A 13,767-nucleotide genomic window follows, 5' to 3' on the forward strand; every position below is an offset into this window, starting at 1 on the left:
CACCTTTCACCCAGAGCAGCGCCTTCTCTGCCCACCCACGGGCAGCCTTCAGGCGGCTGGGCCAGCCGCCGACGGCAATCAACCGAGCCCTGAACCCGATTCCGCATCCGCCCCCCGCAGGCGTCAACGTCAGCGACGCGGTCACCGGCGTACGCTACGAGCGCACCGACCGACCATCCCCACGGACAGGTCTCATTGTCTGCGCGGCTGACCGTGTCGGTCGATGATATGTGTCCGGCTCGGAACAGTGGCACCGGATGAACGGTAATGGACTCTCATGCCCGCCAGTGGCCGAATTTGGATCCGTAGGAGGCGTACGAGGCGTGACATCGACGACCCGATCCAAGGGGAGCGCCAGCCCATACTCCACAGGCGGAGGCGGGACGGTGCTGGAGCACACATACGGTGCTGTCCTGCTTGCAGCTCTTTTGAGAGGATCTCCGGTGCGGGGCCTAGGCGAGGACGTGACCCCAATTGAAGTGCGTTTTCAGCAGGCAGCACATCATCCTGTCGACGATCTAATGGTACTCGGAAAATTCGAATCAGGAGAGCGCCAGCTACACATCGGCGTGCGGCGCAACCCTATAATCACCTCTCGAAATCCAGCATTCATCAAGCTGCTCACCGACTATTTGCGCATGGTCGTAGACCACAGCACTGACATCGACTCTGACCGACTTCGCCTAGGCTTGGCTGTTGCGGGCCCACACACAGCATGCCAAGAAGTCGCCCAGCTAGCACAGCTCGCTCGCACGAGCCGCAGTAGCAAGAAATTCCGTGCGGCGATAGCAGCTCCCCGCGCCACCAATCGGAAGGTGCGGGGCCGGTTGGAAATGCTGGACGCAGCGGTATCAAAGGCTACGAAAGTTGCTGGGATTTCGCTGACATCCTCTCGCGGTTCCGATCAACTGACCTGGCAACTTCTCCGCGGCCTCCGCGTGATCGATTTGCGCCTTGAAGGCGATGATCCCGCCGACCAGGAAACCCTAATCGCTGGCCTGATGTCCGTCGCCGGAGATGCCACCAAGGCGGCAGCCCTGTGGCAGCGCCTAATAGGCCTGTCTTCGAGATATGCGCAGACGGCAGCAACGGTCGATAAAGATCTGCTCTGCCGTGATCTCTCAAGCCAGCTCAGCCGCGTAGCGACGAGCACGCCGCAACGGCCACTTGGCAGCGCACCACGCCAGGAACGGCGGAAATCGGACCCACCCGGCGACACTTGGCAGCCATGGCACTTAATACCAGTAGCCGCTTGCTTACCCGAGCAGGTCGGCGTTCACGGCGCAGGCGTCGATTCGGACGAAGAAGCGAGACCAAATCTTCCGCCATACATTACGCGCGATTACGATCACGCGCTCCGGTCGAAATTTCGTCAACTGTCATCAGAAGGAGGACTCCTAATTGCAGTTGGCGCCTCTTCTACAGGCAAGTCCCGCAGCATGTATGAGGCAGTACGGGAAGTCTACCCCGACTGGCAGCTGCTGCTCGCCGATAGTGCCGATGCCATCCGAGAAGCGGCAAAGGTCGGCGTCCCTGGCCGGACCGTGGTCTGGCTCGATGACACTCCCAGTCTTCGCTACATCGGCGCGGGCGGCCTATCGAAGACCGACGTGCTGGCGCTAACTCGCCGTACCGATGGGCCGGTTGTAATCGTTGATATGCTTTGGCCCGCTGTTTATCAGCAACTGAGCGCGACCCCGCCAGCCGAGATCGATGCGCAGGCAAATGACATCTGGCGAGACGCGCGAGAGGTCCTCGCACTCGCTGCGCACGCGATCATTGACGTACCCGATCAGTTTAGCCCGCGCGAGCGTGCACAAGCCGCACGCGTGGCAAACTCCACTGGCGACCATCGCCTGACCGAAGCATTAGGCGACAATCAGTACGGCCTCACGCAGCACCTATCAGGCGCTCCGCAGCTAATCGCACACTGGAAGCACGGGAAGAATTCCCAACCCTACGGTTGGGCCGTCCTCACGGCGGCCATCGACATCCGTCGAATTGGCATCCGCGTACCCCTAACAGCTGACTTGCTCAGTGAAGTTGCGCGGGCATATTTGACGGATGTGCAGATTGCCGATGCGGTTGATGATTGGCTGCAAACGGGCCTTACGTACGCCTCAAAAAGGTTGCGTGGGGGCGTTCAGGCGCTACTTCCGGTACCTGGGTCGAGAATCGGCACAGTCGCAGCCTATGAGGTTGCGGACTACGTTCAGCAATATGCCTCGATACATCGCTACTACGAACCGCTACCCCTCGGGTTTCGTGAAATCCTTTCCTCGAATATTGATGCCACAGATGCGATATTGGAGCTTGCGCTGAATGCCGAACAGTGCGGCGCGGTGGATTTGAGCATCTCCCTGTACCGTCGCATCTATGCGCTGAGCCCGGCGGCGAGCTGGCGACTACCTCGGCTGCTTGCCGCAGCTAATCAGGAATCCGAGCTACGAAAATTAGTCATTCTTGGCGATGCCGTCCATGCTCGCCGATCTTTGAATGAGCTCTTGGCGAGGTGGGAGCGGGAGAATGATCTGCGAAAGCTCTCGGAGTCGGGCGACCTGGATGCTCGATGGAGGCTCACCCTGCTCCTGATCTCAGCCGGCAGGGTCGACGAAGTACAGGAGTTGAATCGTCAAGGAGGGATTGGAGAGTTCGACCTCGACGACCTCCTGTCAGGGCCAAGGAATACTATTCGCAGAAATAGAGAACGTGCCGCCGCCGACGCCCTTGTCGCCGAAATTCTTGCCCGCGACAGAAAGAATGAATTGCCTCCCCCAGATGAAGACCAAACCGGTGCCAGACTTCATCGGCTCACCGCATACGAAGGCGAGTTGCGGCGGCTTGCCGGTATGGGCAGTGCCCCTGCCCGCAGGTTGCTCGCCGAGCTTATGTCTGAGCAGGGCCGAGAGACGGACCTGCGCGTAATGGCTTCCGCAGGTGACCGCGCCGCCCGAGAGGCACTTGCAGCGCTGCTGATCAACCAGCGCCGTGGGAGCGAACACGGCTAGGCCTAACTGGTCGCTGAGCTGGCGCCACGCTAGCAGGCCCGTCACCGTAACGGGCTCTCCGCACGGCCACATCGTCGTGCCATGGACGGCGGTAGAACCGGCCCGAAGTCGAGGACCGGGGCAGTTCATCCCGGTCCTCGCCGCCATCCGCGTTCCCCGCGTGAGCGCCGGTCGCCCGAGGACCCGCCCGGACCGGGTCCTGGCCGACAAGGCGTACACATCGAAGGCGAACCGGGCCTACCTGCGCTGGCGGGGCATCGCCGCGACCATCCCGAGCAAGGCCCGCACCGGCACCCGCGCCCACCAGTACTCGCCGGGACCGTGGGCACCCGCGCCAGCGGACAACCGGCACCACGCCCGAGCCGGCAGAGCGGCAACCAGCTCGTCCGCCCGGGCGATACCCATGGTGGTGGTGATCATGTCGTCGTTGCGGCGGGTCGCGACCACATAACCCACATCATCAAGTTTTTTAGCGCGAGCTGGTCGGTTGTTGGGTGCCACTCATCCTCAGCGCGGCACGGTTCACCACCACAAACCGAAGGCGCACCGTTGGCTGGGTCGGAGGGCGGCGTGTCGTGGGTGTAGGTTATCGGCGTCCGGCTCGAGTGGTTCCCCCCGTGATCGCTCGGGTCGGGCTCTTCTCCTGCAGATCCGGCGAGGCCGTGGATCAAGGGCCGCTGCTTCTATGGTGCGTCGACAATCTCGCGACCGAGGGGCCAGAACGCGGCGGGAACGAGCTTGAAGTTGGCGATGCCGAACGGGATGCCGATGATCGTGATGCAGAGCGCGATGCCGGCGAGGATGTGGGACAGGGCGAGCCACCAGCCGGCGAGTACCACCCAGAGGACGTTGGCCAGCCCGGAGGCGATTCCGGTGCCGGGTTTGGGCACGACGGTGCGGCCGAAAGGCCACAGGGAGTAGACGGCCAAGCGTAGCGACGCGACGCCGAACGGGATCGTGACCACCAGGAGGAAGCAGATCAGCGCGGCGATGCCGTAGCCGGCGGCGAGGACGATACCGCCGCCGAAGATGAGCCACAGCACGTTGAGCACGAACCGGATCATGTCTTTGAGCATGACCGACGTGTGCCACCTTGATGTCGCTGCCGACGCGCGGCCGGCACCTTAGGCCGATCCAGTGGTCTGTTCGCGTGGAAGGCGGGAAGGTGCCGACTTCGCGGTGGGCGGGGGTTGTGGCGGTGAGGCGTTGAGGCACGTGGGGTGGGGCTACCCGTGCGAGAGTGCGAGGATGACGGTCATGGCGGCGTAGCTGGCCATCAGGAGCACGCCTTCGAAGCCGAGGCGGCCCCAGCCGCAGGTCTGGCGGATGAGTAGGCCGCCGAGCAGTGTGGCGGTCATGAACAGGCTGGTGGTGGTGGCGAGGAGTTCCTGGCTGCCTGCGGTGTGGTAGAGCGATCCGTGCTGGTAGGCGAGGTCACCGGCGACGAGGGTGAGTACGTCGAGGATGTTCCCACCGAGGACGGCGGCGACGGCGAGGGTGACCGCCCCGCGGCGGACGGCGGCGATGGCGGTCACGGTCTCCGGGAGGGCGTTGACGATGCCCATGAGTACGGCGCCGACGAAGCCGGCGGTGAGCCCGGTGATCTCGACAAGGCTTTCGGCGGCGAGGGCGACGAGCCAGCCGCCGGTGGCGACGAGCAGCCCGACGGCGGCGAACTGGCTCCACAGCCAGCTCGGGTGGTGGCGGTTGAGCGGGTTGTCGTTGTGGGGGACGTCGGGTCGGGTTTCGGCGGTGGCGATGGCCTGCCACATGGGTTGCGCGCCGGCGCGGCGGATGAGGACCAGCCCGCCGACGTATGCGGCGACGAGTACGACGGACATGGGGTCGACGCCGGCGACGGTGGTCTCGGGCAGGTAGCTGGCGAGCAGCGCGAGGGCGAGCAGCGCAATCAGCAGGCAGCCGGAGAGCAGGTTCGACAGCGACGCGGCGGCGTGTTCCAGGTTGGCGCGGCGGTGGAATGCGTCGGCCACGGCCACGGCGGTGGTCTGGGCGGCGATGCCGCCGACCGCGTTGCTGTAAGCGAGGTCGGGTTGGTCACTGGCGGCGGCGACGATGGTCATGATGATGCCGGATAGTCCGGTGACGATGCCGAAGAACACCACGCCGAACAGGGCCTCGCCCCAGCCGGTGCGGTCGGCGAGGGCGTCGCCGAGGCCAGCTAAGCGAATGCTGCCGGCGACGGTGATCGCCCCGGCGAGGACGAACACCCCGATACTCCACGCTAGTGGCCACGGTAGGGCGGTCAGGTCCGGCACCGGCGGCGGATTCCCTGATCGGCGGCGGAAATGCCCCGATCTTGACCGGGGCCGGTGGGTGGCGGGCCGGGGCGGCTACGGTTGGTGCTTCCGGAGGGTCCGGTTGAGGAGGCGTCGAACAGGCCGTGGGTGGCTATGGCGTGCAGGTCACGCTGGTGTTCGTGTTGGTGTTGGTGAACGCGGTGTTCGCGGGCAGCGAGATGGCGTTGGTGTCGCTGCGGGAGAGCCAACTGCAGCGCCTGGAGCGGACCTCCCGGGCTGGGCGGGTGCTGGCGAAGCTGGCGCGGGATCCGAACCGGTTCCTGGCGACCATTCAGATCGGCATCACCCTGGCGGGGTTTCTGGCCTCGGCGGCCGCGGCGGTGTCGCTGGCGGCGCCGCTGGTAGGCCCATTGGGGTTCCTGGGTTCGGCGGCGGAGCCCGTCTCGATCGTGCTGGTCACCATCGTGCTGACCTTCGTCACCCTGGTGCTGGGTGAGTTGGCGCCGAAGCGGATCGCGATGCAGCGCGCGGAGGGCTGGGCGCTGCTGGTCGCCCGCCCTCTCGATACGTTGTCGGCGTTCTCTCGCCCGGCGGTGTGGCTACTGAGTAAGGCCAGCGACACGATCGTGCGCCTGACCGGCGGCGACCCCCGGGCCCGCCGGGAGGAGGTCACCACCGAGGAGTTGCGGGACATGGTCGCCGCGCAGCGCAACCTCACCCCGGAACATCGGATGATCATTTCGGGGGCGTTCGAGGTGGCCGAGCGGATCCTGCGGGAGATCCTCGTCCCGCGCCGCGAGGTCATCACCCTGTCGGCGACGCTGACCGCGCCGCAGGCGCTGCGCGAGCTGGGCAAGTCGGGGCAGACGCGTGCCCCTGTGGTGGGTCGCGGCGGCCTGGACGACACGGTCGGCGTGGTGCACATGCGGGACCTGCTCGATCAGGACGGCCCGGTCGCCGAGCACGCCAGCCCTGCGCTGTACCTGCCGGAGACGTTGAAGGTGACCGAGGCGATCCGGGAGCTGCGCGCCCAGCGGCAGCAGTTCGCCCTCGTCGTGGACGAGCGGGGCTCTATCGACGGGATCGTCACCATGGAGGACCTGGTCGAGGAGATCGTCGGGGAGATCTACGACGAGACCGACCGGGACGTGCAGGCTGTCGTACGGGAGGCGGACGGGGCACTGCTGATGCCGGGCGGCTTCCCGCTGCACGACCTGGCCGACGTCGGCATCGACCTTGACGAGGACGTTCTCGAGGCCGGTGACTACACGACCGTGGCGGGCTTGCTTCTGGCACACCTCGGCCACATCCCCAAGACGCCCGGCGAGGTGATTGAGCTGCCGGGCCTGGCCGCCGAGGTCGCCGAGGTAACCGGACGGGCCATCACCCGGGTGCGTCTGCGCGCCACGCCGACACGCGGCTACGAGGACCACGCCGTCGAGGGCGAGACGAGTTCCTGACCGAGGCCCGGGCGGCGACTGCGGCGGGTCATGGGGATGGCCTGACGCGCCTCTGCGGGCGAGGACTACGCCATCCGCCCCACCCGAGAGTAACCGTACGAATTCATTCAGCTACTTCTCAGGTGGCGTTGATAGTTTCCCGGCGCGACGGCTTCCATTATGGACGCCGTTGATCTCGTTGCAGCACAAGGGTTCGCGTGGAAGTTCCACCGGATTCGGGTGCCGCGCGCTCGGTGGCCGTTGAGGGAGTGGTTCGTGGTGTTCAAGAAGATGCTGGGCGCGTTCGGGGTGGGCGGCCCCAGCGTCGATACCGTCCTGTCCAATCCGAGCACCCGCCCGGGGTTGATGCTGGGCGGGCAGGTGAACCTGACCGGTGGCAGCCACGATGTGGAGATCGACCACATCACCGTCGGGCTGGTCACCCGAGTGGAGATGGAGGGCGTGGAGGAGGAGTACGACGCTCTCGTCGAGTTCCACCGCGTTCAGGTCGCGGGTGGCCTGCACCTGCGGGAAGGGCAACACCTGTCGCTGCCGTTCCAGGTGGCGATGCCGTGGGAAACCCCGGTGACCGACCTGTACGGGCAGCACCTGCACGGCATGACCATGGGCCTGCGTACCGAGGTGGCCATCCGCGGCGCGGTCGACAAGGGCGACCTCGACCCCGTGTACGTGCACCCGCTTCCGGTACAGGAGCGCATCCTGGAGGCCTTCGGCCGGCTCGGCTTCGGGTTCAAGGGCGCCGACCTGGAGCGTGGGCACATTTCTGGGCTGCACCAGAGCCTGCCGTTCTACCAGGAGGTCGAGTACTACGCCGCCCCGCAGTACGCCCACGGGATCAACGAGGTCGAGTTGACCTTCGTCGCGAACGAGCACGGCGTTGACGTCGTGCTGGAGTTCGACAAGCGCGGCGGCCTGTTCACCGGCGGCCACGACTCGTTCGGCCGCTATCACGCCGCGCACGCCGACGCCGACCGCGTGGACTGGGCCGCGCAGGTCGACGGCTGGGTTCGCCAGGCCCTCGACGGCTACCAGCGCCTGCACGCTGGCCACGGCTACGCCCCGCCCGCCCAGGGTTACGGCACGCCCGGCTACCCGCCGCCGCCCGGCTACGGACAGCCCGCTTACGGCGCCCCCGGCTACGGGCACGCCGCGTACGGCCACCCAGGCGGGCACTACAAGGAGGAACACCACGAACGGCACGGCGGCCCCGGCATGGGCGCCGTCGCCGCCGGGGTGGTCGGCGGTGCCGCGCTCGGCTTCGCCGGCGGCATGGTCGCCGACGAGGTTTTCGACTCCTTCGGCGACGACGAGGGCGGCGACGAGGAGGCGTGAACCGCCTTTCGTCCATAGTGGATGCAAGCACCCGCTCCATGATCTAATTCGAACAGGTTCGTCCGCACCCGACCGGATTGTCTGGTCGGGATCTCGAAGGAGTGTGCATGCCCGTCACCGCCGACCTCACCAAGCTGGTCGACAAGGCCTACCAGGACAAGACCCTGACCGAGATCGTCGACGCCCCGGTGTCCGCCCTCGCCGGGGTCAGCGACGGCGACGCCAAGCTGCTCAAGGAAGCCTTCGACATCACCACCGTCGGCGACCTCGGCCGCAACCCGTACTTCCGCACCGCCCACGCTCTGGTCGCCCTCACCGGCACGAAGTAGCACCACGACGGATGCCTGGTAGCCAGGGAACTTCTCCGGGCCATCGGGCATCCGTCCGTTTCTCCCCCTGTCCTCGTCGACGCGGCAGACGGCTACGCGGCGGTAGTTTCGGCGGTCGCGAAGGAGGGCAATGACCGGAGCCGACGACAAACCCCCTCTGGAGGGACGGCTCTCGTGGAAGTTACCGGCTTCTTCACCGCGATCATCATCGGTCTGATCATCGGCGCCCTCGGCCGGCTCGTGGTGCCAGGCAAGCAGAACATCCCGATCTGGCTGACTCTGCTCATCGGCGTGGTCGCCGCGATCCTCGGCACCCTCGTCGCCGGCGCTCTCGGTGTCGACGACACCCGGGGCATCGACTGGATTGAGCTGGCCATCCAGGTCGTCTTCGCCGCGATCGGCGTCGCGATCGCCGCCGGCGCCTACGGCCGCCGCCGCGTCCACTGACCGTCACGCCGCCCGCCTCGCCGGCCCAGCCCCTCGGGGCGGGCCGGCGGCGCGCTGCCGGCACCAGTCGTCGGCAGCAGCCCGCCACGTCGCTGGCACACTGATCTACCCACACCATGACGCCTGACGAGGGGAAACAACTGATGGCGGCGGAGGGCAGCACCAAGGCCGTGGTGACGGCACTGGTCGCGAACCTGGGTATAGCGGTGAGCAAGTTCGTCGCCGCTGGCATCACCGGGTCGGCGTCGATGCTCGCCGAGGGCGTGCACTCGGTCGCGGACTCGACCAACCAGGCGCTGCTGCTCATCGGAGGCAAGCGCGCCCGCCGTGCCCCCACCGCCCTGCACCCATTCGGCTACGCCCGTGAGCGCTACGTCTACTCGTTCATCGTCGCGATCATCCTGTTCACTATCGGCGGCCTCTACGCCCTCTACGAGGGCTACCACAAGATCAGCGACCCGCACGGCCTGACCTCACCGCTGATTGCCGTCGCCGTCCTGCTGATCGCGATCGCCCTGGAGAGCTACGCCCTGCGCACCGCCGTCAAGGAGGCCAACAAGATCCGTGGCAAGCGGGGCTGGGTCTCCTTCGTCCGCCACGCCCGCGCCCCGGAGCTGCCGGTGATCCTCCTCGAGGACGCCGGCGCGCTGCTCGGCCTGCTCTTCGCCCTGAGCGGCGTGGGACTGAGCGTGCTCACCGGAAACGGCATCTACGACGGCATCGCCACCCTGTGCATCGGTGTCCTGCTGGTGGTCATCGCCGTCGTCCTCGCCGTCGAGACCAAGAGCCTGCTCATCGGCGAGGCCGCCCTGCCCGAAGAGGTCACCGCGATCCACACCGAGCTGGTCGCCACCCCCGGCGTCGACCGTGTCATCCACCTGCGCACCCTGCACCTCGGCCCGGACGAGCTCCTGGTCGCGGCGAAGATCGCCATCGGCACCGCCGACCGGGGAGCCGACGTCGCCGCCACCATCGACGACGCCGAAGCAAGGATCCGCCGGGTGCTGCCCACCGCCACGGCGATCTACCTCGAACCCGACATTGACCGGCAGCCCGCGCCCGCTCGCGGCTGACCCGTCGAGGGGTGGTTCAGGTCCGGCGCCGGGGGTACTGACGCCGTGTAGCGCCAGCATCGACGTGGGAGGCTCCATGGGTATCGACGACAAGATCGGCAACGCCTCCGAAGAGGCCACCGGCAAGCTCAAGGAAGGCGCCGGCCGGGCCACCGACGACGAGCGACTCGAAGCCGCGGGCCGCGGCGACCAGACCAGCGCTAACGTCAAGCAGGCCGGCGAGAAGATCAAGGACGCCTTCAAGAGCTGACCCGCACCGCGCAGGGCGCGGCAGGGTGAGATGACTGAACGGCCACGACGGCACACCCCGTCGTGGCCGTTCCCTGTGCCAACCGGCCCGCTGTCCCGGGTACACCTGGCGGTCTACCGGTCAACCGCCGTCATCGTCCCTACCGGAAGGGCGATGTCGTCCCCCGCCTTACGGGCCCACCGGCCGGCGGCGACCGCGTAACCCACCGCGAGGCACCCGTAGCCGGCCGCGGCGACACCAAGCAGCACTGGTGAACGCCCGTCGTCCGGAATGAACCAGGACGCGGCCACCATGCCGATCACGTAGGCGAGGTTGAACGCCGTGTCGTTGACGGCGAACACCCGCCCCCGGAACGCGTCGGCGCACTCATGCTGCACCATCGTGTCCACCACGATCTTGACGCCGTGCCCGGCGACGTTGACCACCAGCACGACGACCACCAGCAGCAGCGGGTTGAACGGCAACCCGAACACCGGCAACGCCACCGCGACCGCCGCGAGCAACCCGACCACCCACCGCCACCCGCCGACCCGGCGGGCCACCGCCGGGGTCACCGCCGCCGCCAACAGCACCCCGGCCGCGCCCGCGGCAAAGACCAAACCCAACTGCGCTGGCACGCCGTCGAGGTCATCCCCGGCGAACCGGTTGCGGAAGAGCAGCAGCATCGCCAAGGCCAAGACCCCGAACAACAGCCGGAACCCCGCCTGGACTCCCATCGCGTACGCGGCCCCGCGCGCCTGCCACAGGTGCCTTACGCCATCGGCCATGCCGCGTACCACCGCCGCCGTCTCCCCGGACAAACCCGGCCGGTGGGGCAGCACCCGGTCGGGGCCCAACTCGTCGCGAGCGAAGGAGAACCGGGCCAACGCGGCGGAGGTCAGGTAGCCGACCGGGGCGAGCAGGGCGATGGCGGCGTAGCCGGTGTCGCCAGCGGAGAAGGCGGTCTGCAGCAGGAGCAGAGCGCAGCCCAGCCCAGCCCAAGCGAGTACGCCACCGAACCCGCCGTGCCGCCGACCGCGTTCGCGGTCACCAGCCGCTGACCGGGCACCACGTGCGGGGTCGCCGCCGACAGTCCCGACAGCAACAGCCGACCCAACCCGATCACCACCAGGGTCAAGACGAAGAACAGCGGCCCTTCCGACCCAAGGAAGATCATCGCGGCGATCGGCAGCACGACCCCCGCCCGGATCACGTTGGTCGCCATGGTCACCGTCCGGCGGCTCCACCGGTCCAGCAGTACACCCGCGAAAGGCCCCACCAGCGAGTACGGCAGCACCAGCACTGCGGCGGCGAGCGCGATCGCTGTCGGGGTAGCCTGCCGGTCGGGGTTGAACAACACGCTGCCAGCCAGGGCAGCCTGGAACACCCATCGGTGAACTGCCCACCCAGCCGGACGGCCAGCAGCCGCCGGAACGCCGGCACAGCGAGCAGGGCCCGGAGGTGGTGGGAACGGCGACGAGCCATGATCCGGCAAGCCTACGGCGGCGAGGCCGCCACATGGACCCCGACTGCCACCCTGGCGCCCACCACCATCCCGACCTGTCCCCACCAACGCAGCGCCACCGCCCTGTGCCACTGGCTGCCTAACAACTCCAGGCGCATCCAGATCGATGACTCCATGGCGCGCGCCGTCGTGGCGACAGACTACGCAGTCACGGGCTGCCCTCTACGAGGCGGCGACGAAGGTTCCCAGGGTGATCGCCTCTCCCACCATGACCGACGCGGCAGGCCGCTCCGGCATCGCAGTGTCCTTCGTTGGGGACATCGACCAGTACGACCTCATCTTTGAGCCGCAGACCTGTCGGTTCCCAGGCTGGCAGGTCGTACCGAAGCCGAAACGCCTTTCGGCCAGCCCCCGATCTGAGGTGATCTTGAGCGTCACCATCGTCGACCCACCGGTGGAATGCACCTATTCGATTGCTGCGCTAATCGTCGATCATGCTTAGGGCGCGTGGCAGGAAGGTGCGTGTCTGGTGCCGGGGTTCAGTGACTGAGGTGCCGGCGCTGGTGGGAGAGATCGGTGTGGTGGTGTCCGCCGGGGTGGCTGTCTGGGTCGGTGTGGACGGTGGCGCTGGTCAGCCGGGGCACGGCGTGGGTGAGCTGGTGTTCGGCGTCGGCGGCGATTTCGTGCGCGGCGACGAGGCTGAGGTTTGCGTCGACGACGAGTTCGGCTTCGGCGTACAGTCGGTGGCCGAGCCAGCGCAGTCGTACTGCGGCGACGTCCTGGACGCCGTGGACGGCTCGCAGGGTGGTTTCGGCCTGGTCGACCAGCTCCGGGTCGACGGCGTCCATGAGCCGTCGATAGACCTCGCGGGCGGCGTCCTTGAGCACGAAGGTGATGGCGACGGCGATGATCAGGCCGATGACGGGGTCGGCCCAGCGCCAGCCGAGGGCGGCGCCGCCGGCGGCGGCGAGGACGGCGAGGGAGGTGTATCCGTCGGTGCGGGCGTGCAGGCCGTCGGCGATGAGGGCGGCGGAGCCGATGCGGCGGCCGACGCGGATGCGGTACTGCGCGACCCACTCGTTGCCGATGAACCCGACGAGGCCGGCGGCGGCGACCCACGGCACGTGGGTCATCTCGGCGGGGTGCAGTAGCCGGGTGATGGCAGTCCAGGCGGCGGCGACAGCGGAGGTGGCGATGACGACGACGATGATGATGCCGGCGATGTCTTCGGCGCGGCCGTAGCCGTAGGTGTAGGCGCGGGTGGCGGCGCGCCGGCCGAGCAGGAACGCGATCCCGAGGGGTACGGCGGTCAGGGCGTCGGCGACGTTGTGCAGGGTGTCGCCGAGCAGCGCGACGGAGCCGGACAGCGCCACGATGACCGCCTGGGCGACGGCAGTGATGCCGAGGCCGACCAGCGAGATCCACAGCGCGCGCAGCCCGTCCCGGGACGTTTCCAGGGCGGGGTCGATCTTCGCCCGTGAGTCGTGAGAGTGCGGCACGACGGCATGGGTCAGCCGATGCCACCAGGCGGCGAGCCGGCCGCCATGGTCGTAATGGTCGTGCGAGTGGTCGTCACCGTGCTCGTGGCTATTGCCGTGGTCGTGACCGTGCTCATGGTTGTTCACCCGTTCCCCCAGGTCTGCCGGCCGCACCGACGCTCGCACCCATGACAGCGGCGATAATATGTGCTCATGTACGCACGCGACAACGTTGCAGATGCCAGTGACCCGCAACAACACCTCCCTGGCGGACAGCAGGTCGAGGCGGCGACGGAGATGCTGCGGATGCTGGCCGACCCCACGAGATTGCGGTTGATGGTGTTGCTCAGCGACGGCGAGTATGACGTGACCGCGCTGGTGGCAGCGGTGGGCACAGCGCGGCCGGCGGTGTCGCAACACCTGGGCAAGCTGCGGCTGGCCGGGCTGGTCAGCGTGCGCCGCGACGGCCGGCGGGCGGTGTATCGGGCGCGGGGTGGGCATGTGCGCCGGCTGGTCACCGAGGTGCTGCACGCGGCGTCGCACCGGGTGAGCGGCGCCCCTGAGCACGACTGACGGGGTTGGTTAGTCGATGGGCTCGGAACGGGGGTCGGCGAACCAATCGCGGGTGAACTGGCGCACCGCGTCGATGTCAACCGTGTTGCCGTGCGGGGCGAGAGGGGGCGGTTCG

The 13,767-nt window shown here is 67.6% G+C and carries 14 protein-coding genes and 2 pseudogenes; 10 read left to right on the top strand and 6 right to left on the bottom strand.

Going from position 1 to position 13,767, the window contains the following annotated elements; translation table 11 throughout:
* Positions 1 to 386: 386 nt before the first annotated feature.
* Together ACN27A_RS15145 and ACN27A_RS15150 are read left to right on the top strand one after the other, a co-directional pair.
* Positions 387 to 3,008, top strand: coding sequence for a hypothetical protein (locus ACN27A_RS15145; RefSeq protein ID WP_421453810.1), 2,622 nt, complete (start codon positions 387 to 389; stop codon positions 3,006 to 3,008).
* Positions 3,009 to 3,129: 121 nt separating this feature from the next.
* Positions 3,130 to 3,288 (top strand): annotated as a pseudogene (locus tag ACN27A_RS15150) (IS5/IS1182 family transposase); the annotation flags it as partial.
* 2 nt (positions 3,289 to 3,290) lie between these two features.
* Here ACN27A_RS15150 and ACN27A_RS15155 read toward each other — a convergent pair.
* The 3 genes and pseudogenes from ACN27A_RS15155 to ACN27A_RS15165 form a co-directional block, all read right to left on the bottom strand.
* Positions 3,291 to 3,467: pseudogene (locus ACN27A_RS15155) on the bottom strand (IS701 family transposase); the annotation flags it as partial.
* Between the two features lie 224 nt (positions 3,468 to 3,691).
* Positions 3,692 to 4,072, bottom strand: coding sequence for a YccF domain-containing protein (locus ACN27A_RS15160; RefSeq protein WP_421453813.1), 381 nt, complete (start codon positions 4,070 to 4,072; stop codon positions 3,692 to 3,694).
* 162 nt (positions 4,073 to 4,234) lie between these two features.
* Positions 4,235 to 5,284: a sodium:calcium antiporter gene (locus ACN27A_RS15165; protein ID WP_421453815.1), complete on the bottom strand. Its 1,050-nt coding sequence runs from the start codon at positions 5,282 to 5,284 to the stop codon at positions 4,235 to 4,237.
* Positions 5,285 to 5,409: 125 nt separating this feature from the next.
* Here ACN27A_RS15165 and ACN27A_RS15170 point away from each other — a divergent pair, with 125 nt between their 5' ends.
* From ACN27A_RS15170 to ACN27A_RS15195, 6 genes are all read left to right on the top strand, one after another.
* Positions 5,410 to 6,726: a hemolysin family protein gene (locus tag ACN27A_RS15170; protein ID WP_421453818.1), complete on the top strand. Its 1,317-nt coding sequence runs from the start codon at positions 5,410 to 5,412 to the stop codon at positions 6,724 to 6,726.
* A gap of 255 nt (positions 6,727 to 6,981) precedes the next feature.
* Positions 6,982 to 8,058, top strand: coding sequence for a sporulation protein (locus tag ACN27A_RS15175; protein ID WP_421453821.1), 1,077 nt, complete (start codon positions 6,982 to 6,984; stop codon positions 8,056 to 8,058).
* A gap of 107 nt (positions 8,059 to 8,165) precedes the next feature.
* Positions 8,166 to 8,387 (top strand): hypothetical protein, encoded by a 222-nt coding sequence (locus tag ACN27A_RS15180; protein ID WP_421453824.1) that lies wholly within the window; start codon positions 8,166 to 8,168, stop codon positions 8,385 to 8,387.
* A gap of 174 nt (positions 8,388 to 8,561) precedes the next feature.
* The gene (locus tag ACN27A_RS15185) at positions 8,562 to 8,834 is read left to right on the top strand and encodes a GlsB/YeaQ/YmgE family stress response membrane protein (protein WP_421453827.1); all 273 of its coding nucleotides are present in this window, start codon (positions 8,562 to 8,564) and stop codon (positions 8,832 to 8,834) included.
* Positions 8,835 to 8,950: 116 nt separating this feature from the next.
* The gene (locus tag ACN27A_RS15190) at positions 8,951 to 9,907 is read left to right on the top strand and encodes a cation diffusion facilitator family transporter (RefSeq protein WP_421453830.1); all 957 of its coding nucleotides are present in this window, start codon (positions 8,951 to 8,953) and stop codon (positions 9,905 to 9,907) included.
* A gap of 76 nt (positions 9,908 to 9,983) precedes the next feature.
* Entirely contained in the window at positions 9,984 to 10,157 is a 174-nt protein-coding gene (locus ACN27A_RS15195) for a CsbD family protein (RefSeq protein WP_421453833.1), read from the top strand.
* Between the two features lie 113 nt (positions 10,158 to 10,270).
* On the opposite strand, the gene ACN27A_RS15200 is transcribed toward ACN27A_RS15195, so the two are convergent.
* Complete coding sequence (locus tag ACN27A_RS15200; protein WP_421458473.1) at positions 10,271 to 11,128, bottom strand: MFS transporter; 858 nt, start codon at positions 11,126 to 11,128, stop codon at positions 10,271 to 10,273.
* Complete coding sequence (locus ACN27A_RS15205) at positions 11,035 to 11,496, bottom strand: MFS transporter (protein WP_421458474.1); 462 nt, start codon at positions 11,494 to 11,496, stop codon at positions 11,035 to 11,037. Before ACN27A_RS15205 ends, ACN27A_RS15200 begins: the two co-directional genes overlap by 94 nt.
* Positions 11,497 to 11,851: 355 nt before the next feature.
* On the opposite strand from ACN27A_RS15205, the gene ACN27A_RS15210 reads away from it, so the two are divergent.
* The gene (locus tag ACN27A_RS15210) at positions 11,852 to 12,103 is read left to right on the top strand and encodes a hypothetical protein (RefSeq protein WP_421453836.1); all 252 of its coding nucleotides are present in this window, start codon (positions 11,852 to 11,854) and stop codon (positions 12,101 to 12,103) included.
* Positions 12,104 to 12,140: 37 nt separating this feature from the next.
* Here the strand turns inward: ACN27A_RS15210 and ACN27A_RS15215 are convergent, their stop codons facing one another.
* On the bottom strand, positions 12,141 to 13,226 hold the full coding sequence (locus ACN27A_RS15215) for a cation diffusion facilitator family transporter (RefSeq protein ID WP_421453838.1): 1,086 nt from the start codon (positions 13,224 to 13,226) through the stop codon (positions 12,141 to 12,143).
* A 66-nt stretch (positions 13,227 to 13,292) separates the two neighbouring features.
* On the opposite strand from ACN27A_RS15215, the gene ACN27A_RS15220 reads away from it, so the two are divergent.
* Positions 13,293 to 13,652, top strand: coding sequence for an ArsR/SmtB family transcription factor (locus ACN27A_RS15220; protein ID WP_421453841.1), 360 nt, complete (start codon positions 13,293 to 13,295; stop codon positions 13,650 to 13,652).
* Positions 13,653 to 13,767 lie beyond the last annotated feature (115 nt).

The sequence above is a fragment of the Micromonospora sp. WMMD737 genome, assembly GCF_049179055.1.
Classification (GTDB): domain Bacteria; phylum Actinomycetota; class Actinomycetes; order Mycobacteriales; family Micromonosporaceae; genus Micromonospora; species Micromonospora reichwaldensis.